Origin of the sequence: Helicobacter macacae MIT 99-5501 (genome assembly GCF_000507845.1) — a bacterium.
GTDB lineage: Bacteria > Campylobacterota > Campylobacteria > Campylobacterales > Helicobacteraceae > Helicobacter_B > Helicobacter_B macacae.
The window spans coordinates 1,197,215-1,218,735 of sequence record NZ_KI669454.1 but is presented as its reverse complement, the minus strand read 5'-3'; the positions used below and the strand labels follow the sequence as shown (position 1 = coordinate 1,218,735).

The following is a 21,521-nucleotide window of genomic DNA, read 5'->3' as shown; positions in this document are numbered from 1 at the left end:
AAAACAAGCGAAGCGAAGTTTCTTTAGAAAACAAGCGAAGCGAAGTTTCTTTAGAAAACAAGCGAAGCGAAGTTTCTTTAGAAAACAAGCGAAGTGCGGTTTCTTCAGAAAACAAGCGAAGTGCGGCTTATTCAGAAAACAAGCAAAAGCGCAGTTTATTTAGTAATGACGAGTTTGTGGATTGCCACGCAAGTCTTTCGACTTGCTCGCAATGACGAAGTGGCATTTGGATTGCTAAAGAAACTTCGGCTTCGCTTGTTTTGCCACGCTTACTCCGTTCGCTCGCAATGACGATTGGAATATGGATTGCCACGATTCCACGCCCCTCAAGCAAAATCTCGCAATGACGGGGAAAGAACCCACCCCCTAGCCCCCTCGTGCTAAGGGAGGGGGGAATCTACATTATGCCTGCTTACGATAGAATCAAGTTTGTCATATTTTGGTTTCTATAAGAAACCAAAATCTCTATTATCTTTTGCGGAGATACTTCGGTTTGTGCCAAACTTCAGTATGACAAGTGATTGCTTTAGTCTAGCAAACCACTTACCCATCGATATAGTATGTCTTTTTCTTAGACTTCTTGGATTTTTTCTTAGGCTTGTCTTTTTTGGAGGATTTTTTGGACTTCTTGCCCTCGACTATGGAGCGAGATACGGCATTGCCGTCTTTATCTTTGACATAGTCGCTCCCACCAAACCAATACGCATATTTGAGGTTGAGTGTCGTAGTTACGCCATTAAACCACTGGCTTAGTGCGCTATCGTTACTTTTGTCAAATGTAGAAGCATAGAAAAGCCCATCATAGCCCAAACTTAGCTCGTGATTTTTCTTTATAAGCCATATCAAATCAAAGCTTAGATTTCCATACACCACAGGCAAGGTAATCGTGCGCTTCTCATCATCAATAGTATTTCCGTATTTAAAGCTACCAAGTTGTGGCGTGTTTAGGACATTATACCTCACGCCTACTTTTAGATTTGTGCGAAATGTATTGCCCCACATTTTGTAGTAGCGCACAGCTGCACTTATCTGTGGCAAGTGCCATAGTATCGCTCCGTAGTATTCATTCGCACCGATAGGATATAGTGGCGTAGTATCTGTTGGTATGGTTGGCTTTATGAGTTTTGTCGCTACGGAGGATAGCACATCATAGCTTAGTCCCACTTCAGGTGCTACATAGCTATTGCGCTTAAACTGGTAGAATGTAATCCCACCTTTTACTTCCCCGCCTACACTCCACATTAGCGGGATTTTTGTCTTTGTCCTATCACTATCTACTTCTATGATATTTGTCCTACCACCCGCTTCTAGCCTAAACTGCGGCAAATCCACCCCACCGCGAATAGTTGCCTTGATAAACCCCTCCCACACTTTAGAAGTAACCGCGAAAGTTTTAAAATAATTTAGCCCTGCTTGAAGTGAGTTTGTCTGCACGCGTGTGGGTGCTCCTATTGATTGTGTATCGGTGCTTACAAACTCATATCCCACATATCCACCAAATATCCCCGCACTTCGCAGATTTCGCTGAATCCCAAAAATCGCACCCCCAGCCCATTCTAGTGCGTTTGACACGCCCATATCGACATAGCTATTTGCTCCATAAGGTAGCGCGAAAAATCTCCAATCCCTGCGCCCAGTGTATGGGATAAATATCGCATCTAGTTGGTCGATAAGCTCGAAGTTGTTATAGCCTTTTTCCAAGTCCTGTCCCTTGCTTTGCTGCAGGGTAAGTCTTGCCATTTTTTCACGCACTTTGTCGATTTTGCCCTCCGTTTTGCGTCTAGTTTTTGAGAATCTCACACTTTTGTTTGTTAGTCTTGCCATATCGTATTGGAGCAATCTTAGCTCTACTTCTTGGTTGTAGTAGTTGTCGCTATGAAATGTCTTTGTCGTCATCGTATCTAGTATGTTTTGCGTCATAGCATTTCTGCGCATATAGCTTAGGGCTAGTGCGCGATAGACATCAGTGATATATGCTTGGCTACCATTTGCCCTTAGGCGAAAAGCACTAGCTTGGTTTGTCCACACTATCTCTGCACCTCTACCTGCGGTTACATTGCGCTGTCTAAGAGAAGTGCCGATACCCGTAGTCCCTGATACTACTAGATTTTTTAGCTGATATATCGTATCTCTACTGATATTATCCCCTAGATTGATAGTGATAGCATTTGATGAAGCACCCATACAGCTAGCAGTAGAGCAACCACCACTGATTGAGATTCTCTGCCCATCGCCATTTGTTGGAGTATTCCAGCTATCTCCGCTATTTATCGTTACTGAAGCACCATATATCAGTAGTGTATTTACAGTAGCACCTATTCGGTAGTCAAGCAAGGGAGTGTTATTATCTGCACTACCTAGATATAGTGTGCCGATAGTGCCATTTCCACTGATAGAGCCCACAGAGCTTGGCTTTGTGCCATCTACACCTGCTACTTCAAGATTGGTTATCGTGCCGCTATTACCTACATTGATATTGCCTACGCTAGAGCCACCAGCCACGCTGATAGTTCGTATCGTGCCTCCATTTGCGTTTATGGTGTTTATCCCCACGCCACCTTTTAGCTCCAAGTAATAAAGCGTGCCAGAAGTGTTTGTGATAGTGTTTATACTAGAGCCATAGCCCACCCTTATATTCCCTATAAATCCGCTATTTGTGATAGTATTTACTTTCGCGCTATTGATATTTAGGTCGTTCATATTTGCACTAGTTTTGTTGTCTATGGTGTTTATACTTGCGCCGTCTGTTATGTTTACGGTATAGACGGTTTGTGCTTCGTTGGTAAATGTCCCTATGGTAGAGTAGTTCCCGATAGATACGGATTGGAATATCCCTTTTGCATCCCCGTCCCAATTTCTCCCACCACCCACAGGAGTTGTTGTGTTGCTTTTTATGGTTAGCCCTGCCATATCTGCTTTTGCGATAGTAGATACGGTTACCCAAGTCCTACCCTGCGCATCGATTACAAAAGTTTTGTCCGCTGCACTTAGCTGCCCAAACTCCACCTTTTTGTAATACCCTGAGCCATAGTCCATATTTGCGCCCTGCCAAGTTTTGCCATTGGTCCTGTTAAACTCTACCAAAATCTGGTCTGTGCCTCCACCGATAGTAAGCCTCTCACTCGCACTACCAAACTGGATAATCGTATCCCAATAGTAGTTTGTCTGATAGTATCCATATAGATGATTGCCTTTTGTGCTTAGCTCGGCATTTGTCGCTGTGCCTGTGCAGGTGTAGATTTGCTTCACGCCTTTTGCATTTGTCGTGCCTGAAGTGTATTCATCTAGTGTCGTTCGGCAGTTTACCGCCGCTGCGACTATGTCTAGGGCTACTCCTGTAAGTGCTGCGCTTGTAATGAGAGATAGTGCTAGTTTGCGTGGGGATTTTGGGTTGTTTGCGTTGTCATTGTGTGCTGATTTTGCGCTGTGCGCGTTGGCAGAAGTCCCCTCACTTAGAGAGAGGGGGTTTTTTGTTACTTCATGCGTGGGGAGGACAAAAACCCCCTCCCTTGCGGAGGGGGTTTGGGGGTGGGTATCATATTCGTCATTGCGAGGCAGTGGCGAAGCCACAACGAAGCAATCCACACTTTTATTCGTCATTGCGAGACTTGACGAAGTCAAGTCGTGGCAATCTATGTCTTTCTCTTTTGATTTGTGGATTGCCACGCAACAAGACTTGCGACTTGCTCGCAATGACGAAGTGCTGTCTTTGCTAGCAGTTGCTGACTTTGTTTGAGATTCAAGGGTGGGATTTACCCACCCCCTAGCCCCCTCCGCAAGGGAGGGGGAATAAGTGGAGTTGCCACTCGTGCTAAGGGAGGGGGAACTCTTAAGATTGCTTTCACTCGCTTTGTCATATTGAGGTTTCGCGCAAACCGAAATATCTCTATTAGATTCTGCTTGAGATACTTCGCCTTGCTCAGTATGACAATCTAGTCGTGAACTACTCTCTCTCTCTCTCTCTCTCTCTCTCGTTTGGTTATCACATTTTTATGTGTGAGATACTTTATTTGATTATCTTGCTTCATTTTGACTCCTTAAAGATGACTGCCAAACATTACAAAATATAGAAAATCTCACTTTTTTGGCTATGCTATATCGCAAGATTCTTTATTTAAGATTTTATTTGGCTTTGAAAAGACAAGCAAATCATAAGTAAATATTTCTTAAATCAATATTAAATAAAAATAAAAAACCCCAAAAAATGAAAAAAAAAAAAACGGCAAAATTTTGTTGATATTTTGCTAAAAAATTTTGGGTAGATTTTTGGATTTTGTGATTTTTTGGTGTATTTATCACAAAAACACTTAAAATCCCCCTCCCTTGCAAGCGCGGGCAAGCAAATTATTTCCCCCTCACTTGCGGAGAGGGACTAAGGGGGTGGGTTCTTCCGTCATTGCGAGATGCTTTCCTGCCATTGTGAGCGAATGAAATGAGCGTGGCAAAACAAGCGAAGCGCAGTTTCTTTAGAAAACAAGCGAAGCGCAGTTTCTTTAGAAAGCCTTTGGCTTCTTTAGTAAAACAAGGCTAAGCCGAAGTTTCTTTAGTAATCCACGCGCTTTTATCAGTCATTGCAAGACTTGACAAAGTCAAGTCTTGGCAATCTATGTCTTTTTTATGGATTGCCACGCTCACTTCGTTCGCTCCCAATGACGATTGATTCTATGATTTGTAGATTGCTACAAATCTGCTAACGCAGATTCTAGCAATGACGGAAGTGCTGTGTTTGTTTGCAGTTGCTAATTTTGCTTGAGAAGCGGAGGTGGGATTTACCTACCCCCTAGCCACACTCGTGCTGCGGGAGGGGAAACTGATTTGGTTACCACTGCTTGTGCCAAGAGAGAGGATTTTATTTGTTGTCATATTGAGCGAAGCGAAATATCTCAAAAAATGCAAAAAATGTGAATAAAAATTTTTGGATACTTCAGGCTTAAAAGCAATCAAGTATGGTAAAAAACTTGAAAATATACTTTGGCAGAGCGATAGGTTAGGAGCGCACAGCATTGATGATTGTCTGCATTTTGGCAAAATCTTTTACTCTATTTGATTCGATTCCGCTTGAAATGTCAATGCAAAAGGGCTTTAGCGCGATTGCGCTTTGGATATTTTCTACATTTACCCCACCTGCTAAGAAAAAACGCGTTTGAAATTCTCGCGTAAAATCTTGCTTTTTAAGGCGTTGTGCCAAAGCATTCCAATCAAATGCCCTCCCACTCCCAGCATTTGGGCTATCTAGCAAGATAAAGTCCGCCCCACATTGCGCACTAGATTCCAAACCCTGCGCCAAAGAGTGCGAATCGCTTATCTTTATCGCCTTGATAATGGGCGATTCCTTGCCTAAATCGCTTTGCATACACGCTTTTAACGCGCTGATATAGGCATTATCCTCGCTCCCGTGCAACTGCACAGCGTCTATAATGCCCTCGCTCAAAGCCTCCATAATGCGCTCCACAGGGCTATCTACAAACACACCCACCGCTTTGATTCTAGAATCTAGACGCGATTTTAGGGCTTGAGCCGTGGCAAAATCCACGAATCGCTTTGAATGCTCCACAAAGATAAAGCCCACAAAGTCTGGCTTTAGCGCATTTGCATAATCAATATCACACTCCCTAAAAAGCCCACAAAATTTGATTTTCAACACAATGATTCCTTTGTATATTTGTGTATTTCATATTCATAGATTCACGCCTTTAAGTGCATTTAGGGCGTTGGTTTTGTCTTTTTCGCGCATTAGCGTTTCGCCGATGAGGACGGCATTTATGCCACTTGATTGCAAAAGGGCTATGTCGCTATGCGTGGCGATTCCTGATTCAGAGACAAAGATTTTATCCTTTGGCACGAGCTTTTTTAGCCTCACACTTGTTTGCAAATCCACTTTGAAGTCCCGCAAATCGCGGTTATTTACACCGATAAGTCGCGCATTTGTGCTTAGCGCGTTTTGCAGGGCGGATTCGCTGTGCGACTCCACTAGCACACTTAGTCCCAAAGAGTGCGCTATGTCGCAAAACTCGCGCATTTCTTCACACTCCAAAATCTCACTAATTAGTAGCACACAATCCGCGCCAAGCACCTTTGCCTGATAAATCATATACGAATCGATGATAAAATCCTTGCGCAAAATAGGGATTTTTGTATGCTTTGCAATCTCGCACAAATACGAATCCGCGCCACAGAAAAACTCTGGCTCTGTCAAGCAAGAGATACAATCCGCCCCCGCGCGTTCATATTCAAGCGCGATTTGCAAGTAAGGAAAATCCTGCGCGATAATGCCTTTTGATGGTGAAGCCTTTTTCACCTCGCAAATAAAGCGCATTTGGGGGACTAAATCGCTTGAATCGTGCGCGGAATCTAACGCCTTTTCAAACGCAAATGGCAACTTTATCGGCGAATCGCCACTCAATTTTGCTCTAGATTCGCCACTTGATTCAACCTGAATCTTATAAAGATTTTCCGCCTTTTCGCGCATTACATTAAAAGAAATCCGCGCTTTATCCCGCTCCACACGCGCCTTTGTTGATTCAACGATTTTTTGTAAAATATCCAAATTTTTATCCTAATTTAAAATTACTTCCTTTTTATAAAAAAGCGCAAAAAAAAATTCGCTAAAAACACAAAAAGTGCTTAAGCAAAATCACTTTGCACTCTGCAACACAAAAACCAAAAAAGCTAAAAACATATCACAAAATTCTTAGCTAAAAATGCCATTTATAAGACTTACTTGCTTTTGGCGATTAGCTCCTCTAGTTTTGCGCTTGCCTTGCCACTCTCTATTAGGCTTTCAGCAAGTTTTACGCCCTCTTTTATCGTGCTTGCTTTGCCTGCTAGATATAGCCCTGCACCTGCGTTTAGGCAGGCGATTTTGGCTTTTGCTCCTTTTTCTTTCCCGCTTAAAATATCTCTTATGATTTGGGCGTTTTCTTTTGCTTCGCCACCTTTTAGTGCGGATTTGTCGCACACTTCATAGCCAAAGTCCTGTGGCGAAATCGTGTAAGTATCGATTTTGTCGCCATTTACTTCATAGATTTGCGTAGGTGCGCTTAGTGAGATTTCATCTAGTTTGTCTAGTCCATAGACTACAAGTGCTCGTTTTATCCCTAGATTTTGCAGCACCTTTGCCATAGGGGCTAGTAGCCTTTGCTCATAGACGCCCATTATTTCCATTTGTGGATTTGCAGGATTGCATAGCGGTCCTATGATGTTAAAAATCGTGCGAATTGCTAGCTCTTTGCGTACAGGGGCGACATTTTTCATCGCACTATGGTAGTTTTGGGCAAACAAAAAGCACATTCCCACTTCATCTATGAGTGCTTTTGCCCTCTCTCTTGGTAGTGAAATATTTACTCCCAATGCTTCAAACACATCAGCTGCACCGCATTTTGATGAAAATGCTCTATTGCCGTGTTTGGCAACTTTGACACCACCTGAAGCGATGATAAACGAAGCGGTGGAAGAGATATTGAAAGAATGTGAGCCATCGCCACCTGTGCCTACGATTTCTAGCACTTCGCCACATTCTATATGCTCGCAATGCTCCCTTAGAGAGCGCACGCTAGCAGTGATTTCATCGATACTTTCTCCTTTGCAGGCTAGGGCGGTTAGAAACGCTGCGATTTGCACATCGCTTACTTTTCCCTCCATTATGGCGTCCATTGTGGTTTTTGCTTGCTTGGAGCTTAGATTTTCTTTGCGAGTGAGTGAGTGGATAGTGTCAGTTATCATTAGTTCCCCTTTTTGTTTGGTTTATTTGCGCTAGTTAGGACTTTTGGAGTGGATTTTTAGCACTATTAACCAATCTGTGCTAAAAAGTTTTTGATTATTTGGTTGCCCAGTGGAGTTAGGATTGACTCTGGGTGGAATTGCACACCAAAGGTTTTATACTGCTTATGTGCGATAGCCATTATGGTGTTTTCATCTACATTTTCTTGCAAATGCCGTTCCTTAGATTTTGCAAGTTTTGTGGATTTTGTAGATTTTGGAGTATTTTTGCTACTTACGCGTGCGATGACTTCTATGCAGGAGGGTAGCTTCTCCTCCATAATCGCCAAAGAATGATAGCGAGCCACCTCAAAAAATCGTGGCATAGAATCAAAAAGTGGGGAATCTTGGTTTGCTTCTATGAGCGAGCTTTTGCCGTGCATAATCTTTGGGGCATAGCTTACCTTTCCGCCAAATGACTCGCAAATCGCTTGATGTCCTAGACACACCCCAAGTATAGGAATCTGCGGGGCAAAATGCGAAATGGCTTCTATGCAGATTCCCGCGTCTTTTGGGGCTTTGGGACCGGGGGATATGATAAGTCCTTTTGGCTTTAGCTTTGCTATTTGGAGAATAGTGCACTCATCGTTTCGCACTACTTGTATCTGTGGGTAAAATTGCGCGATTTGCTGGTAGAGATTGTATGAGAAACTATCGTAATTATCAATTAGCACTAGCATTTTACTTCCTTAATTTATGTTGTTATTTGTGGATTTCTCTAGGATTTCATAGATTTTCTTAATAAAATCTATGTGGCAGATTTCGGGGATAGATTTTGCGCACAAGTTTTTAGCCAAGTTTAGCCTACATAGATTTTTTTTAGTCTTTTGATTCTAGTCTTTGATTTTTGCTGGTTTTATGAGTTTGTCGCCTTTGTAGATTCCTAGTAGCTCATATTCGCCATTTTTGAGTAGCAAAATCACAGGGTATTCCTCATAAATCCCTTGCTCCATACCCGGACTTCCTTGAGGCATACCCGGTGCAGATATGCCAATGGCTTCTTGTGGCTTGTGTTCTAATAGCCACTCAAGCGCACCAAGTGGGATATGCCCCTCAAGCGCGTAGCTTTGGCTGCCGCTTGTGATTATCCCTGTGTGGCAGCTTTGGTAAGTGGGCTTTATGTTGTGTTGCTCTTTGATTTTGTAAAAATCCGTGCTTTTATGCACTTCTAGTTTGTAGCCTTTAGACTTCATATACTCTACCCATTTATCACAGCACCCACAAGTAGGGCTTTCAAAGACTTTGATAAACTTGCTTTGATTTGCGTTATTTGGGTTTGCACTATTTGCGCTTAAGCAAGTCGCAAGCAATGCAAATGTCATAATAGAAGCTAAGAATCTCATTTTACACTCCTTTTTAAGTGGTTTTATTGGTTTAGATTTTTATAGATTTTACTCTGTATTTTTTACTTTTGCTTATCTTTTTGTTTTTGGTGTATTTTGTGAGGCGGTTTGCAGGGCGTTTATCACAGCTTTTGCTTTGTTTTGTGTTTCGACAAACTCCTTTTCCCCATCGCTATCATAGACGATTCCGGCACCCGAGCGCACGCTAACTTCATCGCCTTGCTTTACAACTAGGCGAATCCCTATGCACATATCCATATTTCCGCTAAAGTCAAGGTAGCCTATCGCCCCGCCATATATGCCACGATTTGTCCCCTCTAGCTCGTGAATGATTTCGCACGCACGGATTTTGGGAGCACCAGAGAGAGTGCCAGCGGGGAATATGCTATCAAGCGCATTAAAAGCGTCTTTGTCCTCACGCAAGATTCCGCTTACGCGTGAGGAAATGTGCATAATGTGTGAATAGCGGACAATGTTTTGGTATTGCTCGACTTTCACGCTCCCTACTTTTGCCACCCTGCCTATGTCGTTTCGCCCCAAATCCACAAGCATATTATGCTCACTTAGCTCTTTTTCATCGCTAAGGAGTTCTTTTGCTAGATTTTCATCTTGGATAGGGGTGCTACCTCGAGGGCGAGAACCTGCAAGCGGGTAGGTGTAGATAGTGCCGTTTTGGAGCTTTAGTAGCGTTTCGGGGGAAGCCCCTGCGATTTCCAAATCACTACTTGTGAGGTAAAACATATAGGGCGATGGATTGCTGGTTCGCAATACTCGATAAACATCAAAAAGCGAGCCACTTGCCTTTGCGTGCAAAGGATTTGAGAGGACTACTTGGAAAATATCGCCCTCCTTTATGTAGTGCTTTGCTTTATCTACGATAGCGCAAAATTCGGCTTTGTCATAGTGGCTTTTTAGCGGGGAATCTAGCCTAAATCCTTGCAGAGATTTGGCAAAGGCATTTGGCAGGCTTGAAGCGATAGCGCAGGGAAGAGGGGTAGGGATTTTATCGTGCGCGGTTTGATTGCTCTGTGGGGTTTGGTAATTGGTTTGTGGATTTTGTGGTAGGGACTGCTCTTTGGAGATTTTTTCTTTAGTTGATGGGCTAGATGGATTTTGGCATAGTATTTCTTCTATGGATTCTAGTTTTTTGATTCCTTGTATGTAAGCGTTTTTTAGGCTATCGGTGGAGGTTTTGTTTTTGTCCAAATCTATGTTTGTCAGTAAGAGGAGTTTTTGAGCGAGATTATCAAAGATGATAAGACTATCAAAAAGCATAAATTCAATATCTTTTGTTTGTGTGGGGTTTTGTGCTTTGGTGTGGCTTGTAGAATCTATGATAGATTTTTGTGTCTTGGCAAAATCTAGTTTCTCCTCAATAAGTCCTATATACTCATAGGCAAAATACCCCACAAGTCCACCGCTAAAAGAGGGGATATTTTCTATGCCGTATTGCGCTAGATTGGGGCTTTTGTATAGCTTTAGCACTTCACGCAAAATCTCTTTTGGATTTGCTTGAAATTCTATGGTGTTTGATTGTGCGTGGTGCTTAGATACCTTTTTGCCAAATCTTGCTAAATCAAGCAATTTTTGCTCGTTTGATTCTAGTCGAACCACACCATTAGAGTAGCTGATATGCGCACTTGGCTCAAAGCCCAAAAAGCTATATCGCCCCCACTGCTTCCTATCCTGCATAGATTCTAGCAAAAACGCGTTTTGCGAGCGGGATTTTAGCAGTGCTATCGCCATAATGGGAGTGATAAAATCCGCGTATAGCTCTTTGTAGATTGGCAGTTTTTTGCATTCTTTGGGGATTTGTGGCGCGATTTTGTGCAGAGTGTCAAGGGTAGGGCAGATAGTGCCAAAAATGCTAGAATCATCTAAAAAACTAGGAGTGTCTGCAATAGTGAAAGCATTGGCATTTGAAGTGTTTGTGGCTTCAAAGTGTGGCATTTTAGATTCCTTAAGTTTGCAAAAGGATTTTGGAAGTTTTTGTGTGGTTTTTGATATTTTTGTATTTTTTGCTAAGGATTTTTGTTTTTGCGTATTTTCTTTTGATTTTTTTTGCGCATCTAAAAAACACAAGTTGGGATTTTAGCACAAAAGGTTTAATCTCGTTTGCTTTGGTATATTTTATGCAAAACAATGTTTTTGCATAAGGTGTGAAAATAAAAAAATCATTGAAAATTATAGTTTTCATAAGTAAAGATTGTATAAAAAAAACAGAATCTAACACGCAGAAATATTGCAAAATGATAATCTGCGGTGTTAGATTCTGCCAAACTATAAAGAAAAAACAAAAACCAATAAAAATCGTAAAACTTGCAGGTTTGTTATAAAAAGATTTCACAAAAAGGTAAAATCAAAAAATAACAAAACCTACCTTAGTTTCACAAACCTCTATCCCATTTTACATTTTGGGACGGCTTAGGCTTGCGCTTCATTTTTTACAAAAAACCGAAAGTTTTACCTATCTTTGATTTTTAGTGTTTCGATAAGTTTGGCGTAGGTTTCGTATTTGGTGTTTTTTAGGTATCGTAGCAAGTGTTTGCGTTTGCCTACGAGCTTTAGCAGCCCCAATCGACTAGAGTGGTCTTTTGGGTTTTCCTTTAGGTGCTGCGTGAGTGATGAAATGCGCTCACTTAGCAAAGCCACTTGCACTTCTGAAGAACCTGTATCCTTACTATCTCGTGCAAACTTGCCGATAATCTCGCTCTTTTTCGCCGTATCCAAAGCCATAACTGACCTCCTGAATGGTATAAAATAAAGGCGTGATTTTACACAAAAAAGGCATAAAATAAGTTTAATTCTGCTTAAATTTTGCCTTTTTTAGACAAAATCAAAGCAGAAAATCAAGCATAAAAACCGCTTTATCAACACATTACCACAAAAATTCTGCAAACCACCTCAAAAATAAAACCCTTATCTAAACACATTTCTTAGCTTGCGTGGATTTTTGTATGGCTTTTTGCGCGGATTTTTGGATTTTCTATGTAGTTTTTTGGCTTCATCTAGCACTTGCATTGTTTCCTCCCATTTTTGCTTGTGCTCTATCGCTTCCCTTATCGCTCTCTCGCGCTTGCTAGGCGGATATTGCTTATCCCACAAGTGCATAATGTATTCCTCATCATCTGTTAGCTTTATGCCGTATTTTTTGCTCATATATAGATATGTCCGTGCTATCCACCCGCGCGAATATTCTGCAGGATAAAACTTCGCCTCTGCAAAATCGCTATACACTCTGCACGCACCATATTGGCTAAATTCTAGCTCGCTTGGAGGGATAGCATACTCAAAGTCGCGTCTGTCGCGATTTATCTCATCAATAGCAGGCACAAGATTGCGCAAATCCCCCTCCATTTGCCGAAACAATGCGTCTTTTTGGCAGGACTTTCGCGAGCTTTGAGCGGATTTTGTGGTTTTTGCAGAATTTGAAGTTTTCGCAGATTTTGCATTTTTGGGCAAGTTTTTGTTATTTTTGTTTTGGTTATCCTGCCAGCATTTTAGCTCGCCACCGAAGCGATGTGCGGGCATTATATGCTCCCACTCGATATATTGCACTTTTTTAGATGAGATTCTAGGTGTGTATTTTTGACTTGGCAGGATTTCTAGGCGATTGTCTTTGGGGATAAATGGTGCTTGACAATAAAAATCCTCCCAAGCCCCCTGCCCTAAGTCTAGATATATCTGCTTTAGCGTAGCTTTTGCATTGGCGAAGTTTCGCGCTTTTGCAAACGCGCTAGCACTAAGCAAACAGCACAAAAGCGCGTATATAGCAAGTCTAGCCAAGATTTTATCCAAATCCTTATTTGCCACTTGATTTGCTACTTACCCAAAATCCGCTTACAAAGCCTATAAAGATTCTTATCTCAATAAAAAAAGAATCAACTCATAAGCCACTTTTAAGTCCCCTACACTATCTCCTAGCTTTCGCTTCTAGTCGCTTTTTGCTAGGATAGACAAAAAAGCTCTCTCTCTCCACAGAGATTTCATCATTATCCACCGCATAAGCTCGTATGATGAGTTTTTCGCGCAAATCTTTTGACTCTAGTGCGCTATCTAGCGGATTTTGCACGCGCAAAGCCACAGCTTTCTTTACCTTGCCATTTGGCTCTACCCTCACAGGTTCGCTAGGCTCTAAAATCCTTATATCATCATTCCCCACCACCTCGAAGTAAAAATCGTGTGGCTCTATATCGGTGTTTTGGAAAAGGAAGGTATAGTAGTTATCCACCGCGCCACTTTTGCGGATTTCATAGGCTTGGGTGTTTCTATCGACATTTAGTAGCATTGGCTCTTTTTTGCCACTCATAGCGATAAGTATGGCAAATATCACGCACAGCACGGCGATGTAGCCGATAGTCTTAAGCCTAAAAAAGCGCACCTTGCTACGCGTAGCGATTGCGTTTGGAGAGCTCCATTGCACGAGGCTTGGGCGATTGTAGTGAGCCATTACTTCACTGCACGCATCGACACATTCTAGGCAGTTTATGCACTCTAGCTGCATTCCTTTGCGTATGTCTATGTGTGTGGGGCATACTTTTACGCAGGCTACGCAGTTTGTGCACTCATTTGCTGGATTTTGCTTTTTGGGTGCTAGCTCGTTTTTTGTGCCATTTGGCGCATACACCGCTCCACCACGACTAGAATCATAAATCGCCATAAGCGTATCATCATCATACATTACCGACTGCACGCGCGCATAAGGACAGGCATAGATACAAAAAGCCTCCGCCATAACCGTAACATCTAGAGTCAAAAAAGCCGCTATCGCTAGCCAAGAGCCAACCGCGATAGTGTGGTTTTGCGCATCGGCTATGTAGCCAAAAAACTCACTTGGTGGCATAAACAAAAACAAAAAGTCCGCTGCCACCACAAGCGATAAGCACGCAAATATAACCACGCCCAATGCTTTTTTTAGCTTATTTGAAAACAAACTAAAATCAAGCTTTTTTTGCTTATCACTGATACGCTTGCGAAGTCCCAAAATCTTTGTCTCTATCAAGTCTCGATATATCACGCGGAAAATCGTCTGCGGACAGCACCACCCGCACCATACGCGCCCCCCCAAAGTCGTCATAAAAAATATCCCCACAAAAAGCATTATCAGCAAAAACGGCATAAGATAAAGCTCCTGCACGCTAAATACCACACCTAAGAGGTGCAACTCTTTGTGCACAAATGAGAGCAAAAAAAGCTGATGCCCATTTATAGTGATAAATGGCAAAATCAACGCTAGTGCCGTGATAAGCGCGTAGCCGATATAGCGTTTTTTGCGCTTTGGCAGGGAACTAGAGCTAGTAGAGTGGCTGTGAGATTTAGTCTGCATACTTAGATTTCCTGAAAGAGTGTCTATGGAGTTTGGTGGGAGAGTGCTTGTATTTTGTGTATTTTGTGGTGCTTGTGGTGCTTGCGAAGTGAGATTTTGTGGATTTTGCGCTTCCATTTTGCATTCTCCTTAAGGATTTTCTTTAGCTGTTGTGAAATGTCGAAGTGTTTGTGATAAGGGGTTTGGCTTGGCAGATTCTAGATAAACGCTACGCAAAAATATGCGCAAAACTCCAAACACCCTAGCCCAAAACAGAAGCGATTATATAACTTTAGTTTCCAAAAAGCAATGTTTTTTGAGAAAATTTTGAGTAAAAATTTTTGACAAAAATACTAGCAAAACAAAGGTAAAAAATGTTTTTAAGATTTGCAATTTTAGCAAGGGTTAACCTCTCTCCCCAAATGATAAAATTGTGGCAAAGCGGTTTGCAACTTTAAAAGCCCCCTCCCTTAAGCGGAGGGGGTTTGGGGGTGGGTAATTTCCACTTTGAATTTTTGAGTGAAGCTAGCAACTGCTAACAGCCGCTAACAACGCAAATACTTTTCGTCATTGTGAGATTCCACGCGAAAGAGTGCAATCGTAGCAAAACAAGCGTAGCGCAGTTTCTTTAGAAAACAAGCGTAGCGCAGTTTCTTTAGAAAACAAGGCGAAGCTGAAGTTTCTTTAGTAATCCAAAAAATCATTCGTCATTGCGAGCGAACGAAGTGAGCGTGGCAATCCAAAAAAAAAAAAAAAATCAAAAAGAAAGAAATAGATTGCCACGAATCGCTACGCGATTCTCGCAATGACGGAAAAAAGAACCCACCCCCAAACCCCCTCCGCAAAGGGAGGGGGCTTAATAGAATGGCGACTTTTCAAAAACAGAAAAAATAGGAAAGAAAATAGTGGCATTCATCACAAAAAAGTCCCTCCCCTTGCGGGAGGGATTTAGGGAGGGGTGCATTTGCATTAAAAAAGTAGATTTTATAAAAGTTTTATCGTATTTGGGTTGTATTATTTGTCATACTTAAATGGCTTTTAAGCCCGAAGTATCAAGGGATTATCCTCTTAAACCCCCTCCCTTAGCACGAGGGGGCTAGGGGGTGGGTATATTTTAGGCTAGCTTACTTTTTGGTTGCCTAAAATCTACTTTTTTTGCAAAAATTTGCAAAATCTTGTTAAGTAGTTTTTGTAAAAACCTTATTAGGTGTGTTTTTTGTATTTGCTGTGTTTATTTGTGGCTTTAGAGTGGGATACCCACCCCCAAACCCCCTCCGCAAATGGAGGGGGTTTTTAAAAAGCGTAAAAAAATATTGTCATATTGAGCTTTTGTAAAAAAGCGAAATATCCAAAAAGCATAAATGTAGCTTTACAAAATTTTGCAAAATATAGAGCAGTTCCTTAGAAAATCTTTTTTGAGATACTTCGGTTTGTGCCAAACCTTAAGTATGACAAATTTCAAAATATTTTGGTTGCTTCAGCTAAAACCTTAAGTATGACAAAAAAAGCACAAAATGCAACAAATCCCATAAAATCCCACAAATCCATTACAAATCATCACGCAAAGATTTCAAAGCATACTCCGCACAAAATATATGCAAAAATTTTCACAAATTCCACCTCTACAATATTTCAAACATTTCAAATTTCTCTCAATTTTACAAAACCTCGCAAAATCCCCTTGTGCCTACCCCACATTAGTATTCTGTTTTTTTTTTTTTTTGTAGTATCGGGTTTTGTGTGAAATCACAAAAATTAGCAGTGCTATTGGCAAAACTAAAAAAATCTACAATAGGAGCAAGATAATGAGAAAATTGGTGCTAGTATTTGGAATCTTAGCAAGTGTAGTAAGTGTAAGTATGGGTGCGATGAGTAAGGAGGAATGGGATAGGGGGTGGCATAATTGCTTTGAAAATCGGGATAAAAGTGCGTGTCAAGCACTTATCAACAATGGCTTACCAAGTGCAGAAGAGTGTCCTAAAAATCCTAAAAGTGTTTGTAGCATTTATGGGGTTATTTATTATACAGCAGGGTATTATCACGAAGCGATTCCCTACTTTGAAAAAGCTATTGCTTTAGGAGATAATAGTGGATATGATGTGTTGGGAGCAACTTATGATAAGTTGCAAGACTACTATAATGCAAAGAAATACCTTGAAATAGGGTGCAATAAAGGTAATGGAGATTTAGACCAAGCAGGGAGTTGCTACAATCTAGGGTATATGTATGCTAATGGAAAAGGTGTGCGACAAGACTATGCAAAAGCAGCAGAACTGTGGAAAAAAGCCTGTGATATGAAATATGGTTTTGCTTGCAATAATCTAGGTGTGTTATATGGCAAAGGACAAGGAGTAAGGCAAAATCGCTCCACCGCTAAGCAATACTATGGCAAAGCCTGTGATTTGGGAAACCAAGTAGGATGTGATAATTATAAATTACTCAACAGTCAAGGAGTGCGCTAAAATGCCTAAGCGACAAATCTGCGAGAATCTGCACTTTGATTCTGCAAAAGATAAACTTATACTTACAATCCCAAGCAATCATAATAGCACCATAAATATGCGTGAGCTGTGTCAAATACATTATAAATATTTCCCGCCAAATGTCATCAAAAAAGTAGGCGATACATATATCATCTGCAAATCGTTAAGCATAAGCAATGGCAAATCTAGCGAGGAATCCAAAAAATGTGAGATTAAAGCTAGGCTATGCTTTAGCTATATCATTTTTGGCGAAGTGGATTCTAAAGAGTCTCTGCGCATAGACTTTCAGCATTGCGAATTCCACAAAAGGGTGTATTTCACAAATTGTGAGTTTAATGGCAATGTGTTTTTTAACCACGCAGTTTTTGAGAGATACGCGGATTTCCACGAGAGTATATTTAATGGTGTGGTGTCATTTTATAATGCAGAGTTTAAATATGCGCCAAACTTCTCTACTTGTGTATTCCAAAACCTCCAAGCTACAAACTTTATCAATGTGAAAATAGAGAGTTTAGATTTTGACAAAGTGAAGCAGTTTATCAAAGAATATAGAATCGAATTAAAGCATAATAATCAATGGGAATCATTAAAACAAGATAACAATCGTTGCGAGATAATCAAAGAGCATAAAATCCGCTATGCAAGCAATGCTCGCGATTCATTTCGCACGATAAAAAATGTGCTCATTGCAAATAATAATTTGCTAGATGCTTCTACTTGGCATAAGTTAGAGCTGTATGCCAAAGAACACGAGCTAAAGCTACAAAAGCCTTGCTTACTCACAGCACCAAAGAAATGGTGTGATTTATGGCAACTAAAATTCTATCGCCACACTTCAGCGCACCATACGGATTTGCTAAAGATTCTCTCTTGGTTTGTTGTCTTGGTGGGAGGATTTGCGACAATTTTATTTTTTACGACAGATTTTTATGGACTAAAAATATGGTGGGCTACATTTTGGGGTATTTTAGCCTCCTCATTGACTTTGTCCATTATTTTTGACAAAATCAAGTTTTTTGCAATCCTTTCATCACTAAGCTTTATCCCTTTGGGTTGGCTTTTAGCTTGGAATCCAAAATATATCTTTGGTGTGGCAAATCTCTTTGGAAATGACACAAACCAAAGCAACATATTGCTTAACTTGATTTTATCACTTTATAGCATTGCTTTTATCCTAGTGATTTTCTCTCTACAAAAAACCGCGCGTAAAAATTCCATAATCCCAAACTAAAGGAGTAAAAACAATGAGTAGCGCGTAATAAAGGCACAAAAACCATAAAAAGCTGGCAATAAAAAAAGCAAAATCTAAAAAGACATAAAAGGAGCAACAATGAAAAACAAAACATCAAATCTAGCAAAATTTGCAAGCAATGCAAATCAAAACCCTACAAAAAGAGCAATAAAAATAATCGCGTGTATAGCATTAAGCGCACTATTTGCAAGCGTGGCAAGTGCGTATTATATCGGCGGAATGTATGTAACGCTGGTTGATTGCTCGTGGGGACAATACGGCTATGAATACGGAAATATCGGCACTTACAAAGATAGCAGTGGCAAATTTTATCAAGTATTTTTTGGAAGCAATTATTGTCAATACTAAAAGATAAAAGGAATAAGACAATGAAAAGATTAGTGTTAGTGTGTGGGATTTTAGCAAGTGTGGTGAGTATAGGAATGGGAGCGATGGATCGTGATGAGTGGGAAAGGGCTAGATATAATTGCTTTGAAAATGAGGATAAAAGCGCGTGCTACGCACTTATAAACGATGGTTTGGTAAGTGTAGAACAGTGTAATAAGGATAATTGTGGCTCTGCGGGTGCTGTTTATCGTATAGCAGGGCGTTATAGAGAGGCGATTCTATACTATGAAAAAGCTATTGCTTTGGGGGATAATAGAGGATATGGAACATTAGGATATACTTATGATAAATTACAAGATTACTATAATGCAAAGAAATACTATGAAATTGCTTGCAATAAGGGTAATGGTGATTTAGCCCAATCAGAGCCTTGCTACAATTTAGGGTTAATGTATGCTAATGGAAAAGGCGTGCGCCAAGACTATGCAAAAGCAGCAGAACTCTACAAAAAAGCCTGTGATATGAAAAATGCTAATGCTTGCTATAATATAGGTGTGTCATATGCCAAAGGGCAAGGTGTGAGGCAAAATAGCTCCACTGCTAAGCAATACTTCGGCAAAGCTTGTGATTTGGGAGAACAAGTGGGGTGCGATAATTATAAAAAATACAATGAACTAGGAGTAAAATAATGGCAGTAATACATAAAGATAGGATACAAAATAAACCAAGTCGTAGTGTGTCTCAATACAATAAAATAAAGTGTAGCTACTTTTCTGCTGACACATATCCTCATCAAAAATACTTTCAACTCAATATGGAGACAAGTGTCTCAAACATACGGTTTGATAGAGACACGGCTATATTTTTGGTAAATACGCTTATCAAAGGGTTTGACTTGCAAGCGGATATAAAAGTCTCTTTTAAGTGATTTTGACAATGTCTAAAAGGAGCAAGACAATGAAAAAATTAGTGTTAGTGTGTGGAATATTGGCAAGTGTAGTAAGTGTAAGTATGGGTGCGATGAGTCAGGAGGAGTGGCAGAGAGCTAGTCATAATTGCTTTGAAAATGAGGATAAAAGCGCGTGTCAAGCACTTATCAATCATTCCATAGAAATGGGTTGGGGGTCGTTGGAACAGTGCAGTAAGGATAATTGTGCTCTAATTGGACATTGTTATTATGTAGCGGGGCGTTATAGAGAGGCGATTCTATACTATGAAAAAGCTATTGCTTTAGGAGATAATAGTGGATATGGAACATTAGGAGATACTTATGCTAAATTACAAGACTACTATAATGCAAAGAAATATTATGAAATTGCGTGTAATAAGGGTAATGGGGATATACACCAATCGGGGTCTTGCTTCAATCTAGGTAATAATCTTTATTATAAAGGGCAAGGCGTGCGACAAGACTATGCAAAAGCAGCAGAACTGTGGAAAAAAGCTTGTGATATGAAAAATGGTGATGCGTGCAATGGTTTAGGTGTGTTATATGCCAAAGGGCAAGGAGTTAGGCAAAATCTCTCCACCGCTAAGCAATACTATGGCAAAGCCTGCGATTTGGGAAACCAAGTGGGGTGTGATAACTATAAACTACTACATAATCAAGGAGTGCAGTAGGTTTATTTTGTATCATTTTTACCTACTTTTCTTACTATGTTGAGCGTAAGCGAAATATCTCAATGGCACAATGCATTCTCGTCATACTTAAGCGAAAGCGAAGTATCTCAACAACGCAAGCTTGTCATATTGAGGTTTCGTAAGAAGCCGAAATATCTCTTTTTGATTTTACATTGTTTTACAGAATCTTTCGGATACTTCGGTTTGTGCCAAACCTCAGTATGACAGGTGATTGATTTTTTTGTGGCAAGAAAATATTTTTTTTAAAACAAAAAAAACACCCACCCTCAAACCATTTCACTATAATGAAAACCTAATGCCAGATTTTGGTGGTAAAGTGGGTGATTTTTGTCCTAGCAGTGCCGATGAAGCATAGTGGCGTGCGGGTTTGCCTAGCTTTTCGCAAAAGGGCTAGCTTATCCTTTGGAGAAATGCTAAAGAGCATTTCGTATTCTTCGCCACTTAAGTAGGCACTCTTTTGTAGCACTCTAGGCAGGACTTTGCTAGATTTTAGTGGCTTTTGTGCCTGCCACCGACTATCGCTACATTTATCGCCACCTCTATTACCGCTTTTATCGCTCCTTTTATCACTACTTTTGCTACCCCCTGCCCTTTTTGCTATGCTAGATTTTTTAGCTAGGCAAAATCCTAGATGATTTATCGCACTTAGTCGGTTTAGCTCGGCATATACGCCATCAGATATGTCAATCCCGCAGTGCAAAAACCTTGCACACGATTTGACAAAATCCGCCCTAAGCGTAGGAGCTACAAAGCGAGAAAATCGCTTAGAATTTTTGCTTATCTTTGCCCCCCTACTCAAAAATCGCAACGACTTTAGGCTCTCCCCCACCCTACCCGTGCAAAAGAGCAAATCGCCCTTTTGCAGTCCTTTGCGAAAGAGTAGCTTGCCTTGAGGTGTGCCAAAAACCGTGATATGAAACTCTAGCCTATCCCCGCTCATCGTATCCCCACCGATAAATGCTATGCCAAAATCTTGTGCTACTTGTCTAAGTGAATGGGCTATTTGTAGCGTCTCTCTAGGGCTAAGTGATGAGAGGATTATGCTAGCTAGGGCGTATTTGGGGCGGGCATTCATCGCTACTATGTCAGAAATACTTACAAGCATTGCTTTTTTGGCTATTTGCTCTAGGCTTAGCCATTCTCTTTTGAAGTGGATTCCCTCGCAAAATCCGTCATTTGCGATGACAAACTCCCGCGCAGAATCGATGACTTTTGCAAAAGTGGCAAAAGTATTGTGATAAGTAGCGTTTGCTTTGTCGTGCCTAGCTAGTGGCTTTGATAGCACCACTCCGTCATCGCCTATGCCTTTTATCACACTTTTTGGTGCATTTTTACCGCACAATGCACGCAAAAATAGCGATTCTTTATCAAAATTTCGCTTGCTAGAATTATTTGAAGTGTCGTGGCGCATT

General features: G+C 40.9%; 20 protein-coding genes. 8 read left to right on the top strand and 12 right to left on the bottom strand.

Going from position 1 to position 21,521, the window contains the following annotated elements:
- A partial coding sequence (locus HMPREF2086_RS11915) for a hypothetical protein (protein ID WP_023927740.1) occupies window positions 1-215 on the top strand: 215 nt, incomplete at its 5' end.
- Window positions 216-234: 19 nt separating this feature from the next.
- Here HMPREF2086_RS11915 and HMPREF2086_RS12365 read toward each other — a convergent pair.
- The 11 genes from HMPREF2086_RS12365 to ccoG all read right to left on the bottom strand — a co-directional run bounded on the left by HMPREF2086_RS12365 (window position 235) and on the right by ccoG (window position 14,427).
- On the bottom strand, window positions 235-363 hold the full coding sequence (locus tag HMPREF2086_RS12365) for a hypothetical protein (protein ID WP_269549993.1): 129 nt from the start codon (window positions 361-363) through the stop codon (window positions 235-237).
- A gap of 180 nt (window positions 364-543) precedes the next feature.
- Window positions 544-3,666, bottom strand: a complete 3,123-nt coding sequence (locus tag HMPREF2086_RS05325; protein ID WP_148374476.1) for an autotransporter outer membrane beta-barrel domain-containing protein — start codon at window positions 3,664-3,666, stop codon at window positions 544-546.
- A 1,321-nt stretch (window positions 3,667-4,987) separates the two neighbouring features.
- The gene (locus tag HMPREF2086_RS05320; RefSeq protein ID WP_023927738.1) at window positions 4,988-5,644 is read right to left on the bottom strand and encodes a phosphoribosylanthranilate isomerase; all 657 of its coding nucleotides are present in this window, start codon (window positions 5,642-5,644) and stop codon (window positions 4,988-4,990) included.
- Window positions 5,645-5,677: 33 nt separating this feature from the next.
- Entirely contained in the window at window positions 5,678-6,547 is an 870-nt protein-coding gene (gene trpC / locus HMPREF2086_RS05315) for an indole-3-glycerol phosphate synthase TrpC (RefSeq protein WP_023927737.1), read from the bottom strand.
- Window positions 6,548-6,717: 170 nt separating this feature from the next.
- Window positions 6,718-7,722 carry an anthranilate phosphoribosyltransferase gene (gene trpD, locus HMPREF2086_RS05310; protein ID WP_023927736.1) on the bottom strand — a complete coding sequence of 335 codons (1,005 nt, stop codon included), beginning with the start codon at window positions 7,720-7,722 and terminating at the stop codon, window positions 6,718-6,720.
- Window positions 7,723-7,787: 65 nt separating this feature from the next.
- The gene (locus HMPREF2086_RS05305) at window positions 7,788-8,438 is read right to left on the bottom strand and encodes an anthranilate synthase component II (protein WP_023927735.1); all 651 of its coding nucleotides are present in this window, start codon (window positions 8,436-8,438) and stop codon (window positions 7,788-7,790) included.
- A gap of 153 nt (window positions 8,439-8,591) precedes the next feature.
- A complete protein-coding gene (locus HMPREF2086_RS05300) occupies window positions 8,592-9,101 on the bottom strand; it encodes a DUF411 domain-containing protein (RefSeq protein ID WP_023927734.1) in 510 nt (169 codons plus the stop codon).
- A gap of 72 nt (window positions 9,102-9,173) precedes the next feature.
- The gene (locus HMPREF2086_RS05295; protein ID WP_023927733.1) at window positions 9,174-11,051 is read right to left on the bottom strand and encodes an anthranilate synthase component I family protein; all 1,878 of its coding nucleotides are present in this window, start codon (window positions 11,049-11,051) and stop codon (window positions 9,174-9,176) included.
- Between the two features lie 513 nt (window positions 11,052-11,564).
- Window positions 11,565-11,837, bottom strand: a complete 273-nt coding sequence (rpsO, locus tag HMPREF2086_RS05285) for a 30S ribosomal protein S15 (RefSeq protein ID WP_023927732.1) — start codon at window positions 11,835-11,837, stop codon at window positions 11,565-11,567.
- A gap of 183 nt (window positions 11,838-12,020) precedes the next feature.
- Window positions 12,021-12,914 carry an endonuclease gene (locus HMPREF2086_RS05280; RefSeq protein ID WP_023927731.1) on the bottom strand — a complete coding sequence of 298 codons (894 nt, stop codon included), beginning with the start codon at window positions 12,912-12,914 and terminating at the stop codon, window positions 12,021-12,023.
- 100 nt (window positions 12,915-13,014) lie between these two features.
- Window positions 13,015-14,427: a cytochrome c oxidase accessory protein CcoG gene (gene ccoG / locus HMPREF2086_RS05275; RefSeq protein ID WP_034561152.1), complete on the bottom strand. Its 1,413-nt coding sequence runs from the start codon at window positions 14,425-14,427 to the stop codon at window positions 13,015-13,017.
- Between the two features lie 784 nt (window positions 14,428-15,211).
- Between ccoG and HMPREF2086_RS11515 the strand changes: the two genes are divergently transcribed.
- The 7 genes from HMPREF2086_RS11515 (at window position 15,212) to HMPREF2086_RS11905 (ending at window position 20,088) form a co-directional block, all read left to right on the top strand.
- The gene (locus HMPREF2086_RS11515) at window positions 15,212-15,358 is read left to right on the top strand and encodes a hypothetical protein (RefSeq protein ID WP_156921314.1); all 147 of its coding nucleotides are present in this window, start codon (window positions 15,212-15,214) and stop codon (window positions 15,356-15,358) included.
- An 853-nt stretch (window positions 15,359-16,211) separates the two neighbouring features.
- Window positions 16,212-16,868 (top strand): tetratricopeptide repeat protein, encoded by a 657-nt coding sequence (locus HMPREF2086_RS05265; protein WP_023927729.1) that lies wholly within the window; start codon window positions 16,212-16,214, stop codon window positions 16,866-16,868.
- Window position 16,869: 1 nt separating this feature from the next.
- Complete coding sequence (locus HMPREF2086_RS05260) at window positions 16,870-18,120, top strand: pentapeptide repeat-containing protein (protein ID WP_023927728.1); 1,251 nt, start codon at window positions 16,870-16,872, stop codon at window positions 18,118-18,120.
- Window positions 18,121-18,219: 99 nt separating this feature from the next.
- Complete coding sequence (locus HMPREF2086_RS05255; RefSeq protein ID WP_023927727.1) at window positions 18,220-18,489, top strand: hypothetical protein; 270 nt, start codon at window positions 18,220-18,222, stop codon at window positions 18,487-18,489.
- Window positions 18,490-18,509: 20 nt separating this feature from the next.
- A complete protein-coding gene (locus HMPREF2086_RS10790) occupies window positions 18,510-19,157 on the top strand; it encodes a tetratricopeptide repeat protein (protein ID WP_023927726.1) in 648 nt (215 codons plus the stop codon).
- Window positions 19,157-19,396, top strand: a complete 240-nt coding sequence (locus tag HMPREF2086_RS05245; RefSeq protein WP_023927725.1) for a hypothetical protein — start codon at window positions 19,157-19,159, stop codon at window positions 19,394-19,396. Before HMPREF2086_RS10790 ends, HMPREF2086_RS05245 begins: the two co-directional genes overlap by 1 nt.
- A 29-nt stretch (window positions 19,397-19,425) precedes the next feature.
- Window positions 19,426-20,088, top strand: coding sequence for a tetratricopeptide repeat protein (locus HMPREF2086_RS11905; protein WP_023927724.1), 663 nt, complete (start codon window positions 19,426-19,428; stop codon window positions 20,086-20,088).
- A gap of 313 nt (window positions 20,089-20,401) precedes the next feature.
- Here HMPREF2086_RS11905 and HMPREF2086_RS05235 read toward each other — a convergent pair whose 3' ends face one another.
- Window positions 20,402-21,520: a thiamine-phosphate kinase gene (locus HMPREF2086_RS05235; RefSeq protein WP_023927723.1), complete on the bottom strand. Its 1,119-nt coding sequence runs from the start codon at window positions 21,518-21,520 to the stop codon at window positions 20,402-20,404.
- Window position 21,521 lies beyond the last annotated feature (1 nt).

Excerpts from the sequence above, each read along its gene's own strand:
- trpD (WP_023927736.1), bottom strand. The coding sequence starts at position 7,722 with ATGATAACTGACACTATCCACTCACTCACTCGCAAAGAAAATCTAAGC.
- HMPREF2086_RS05305 (WP_023927735.1), bottom strand. The coding sequence starts at position 8,438 with ATGCTAGTGCTAATTGATAATTACGATAGTTTCTCATACAATCTCTAC.
- HMPREF2086_RS05300 (WP_023927734.1), bottom strand. The coding sequence starts at position 9,101 with ATGAGATTCTTAGCTTCTATTATGACATTTGCATTGCTTGCGACTTGC.
- HMPREF2086_RS05295 (WP_023927733.1), bottom strand. The coding sequence starts at position 11,051 with ATGCCACACTTTGAAGCCACAAACACTTCAAATGCCAATGCTTTCACT.
- rpsO (WP_023927732.1), bottom strand. The coding sequence starts at position 11,837 with ATGGCTTTGGATACGGCGAAAAAGAGCGAGATTATCGGCAAGTTTGCA.
- ccoG (WP_034561152.1), bottom strand. The coding sequence starts at position 14,427 with ATGCAGACTAAATCTCACAGCCACTCTACTAGCTCTAGTTCCCTGCCA.
- HMPREF2086_RS11515 (WP_156921314.1), top strand. The coding sequence starts at position 15,212 with ATGACGGAAAAAAGAACCCACCCCCAAACCCCCTCCGCAAAGGGAGGG.
- HMPREF2086_RS05265 (WP_023927729.1), top strand. The coding sequence starts at position 16,212 with ATGAGAAAATTGGTGCTAGTATTTGGAATCTTAGCAAGTGTAGTAAGT.
- HMPREF2086_RS05260 (WP_023927728.1), top strand. The coding sequence starts at position 16,870 with ATGCCTAAGCGACAAATCTGCGAGAATCTGCACTTTGATTCTGCAAAA.
- HMPREF2086_RS05255 (WP_023927727.1), top strand. The coding sequence starts at position 18,220 with ATGAAAAACAAAACATCAAATCTAGCAAAATTTGCAAGCAATGCAAAT.
- HMPREF2086_RS10790 (WP_023927726.1), top strand. The coding sequence starts at position 18,510 with ATGAAAAGATTAGTGTTAGTGTGTGGGATTTTAGCAAGTGTGGTGAGT.
- HMPREF2086_RS05245 (WP_023927725.1), top strand. The coding sequence starts at position 19,157 with ATGGCAGTAATACATAAAGATAGGATACAAAATAAACCAAGTCGTAGT.
- HMPREF2086_RS11905 (WP_023927724.1), top strand. The coding sequence starts at position 19,426 with ATGAAAAAATTAGTGTTAGTGTGTGGAATATTGGCAAGTGTAGTAAGT.
- HMPREF2086_RS05235 (WP_023927723.1), bottom strand. The coding sequence starts at position 21,520 with ATGCGCCACGACACTTCAAATAATTCTAGCAAGCGAAATTTTGATAAA.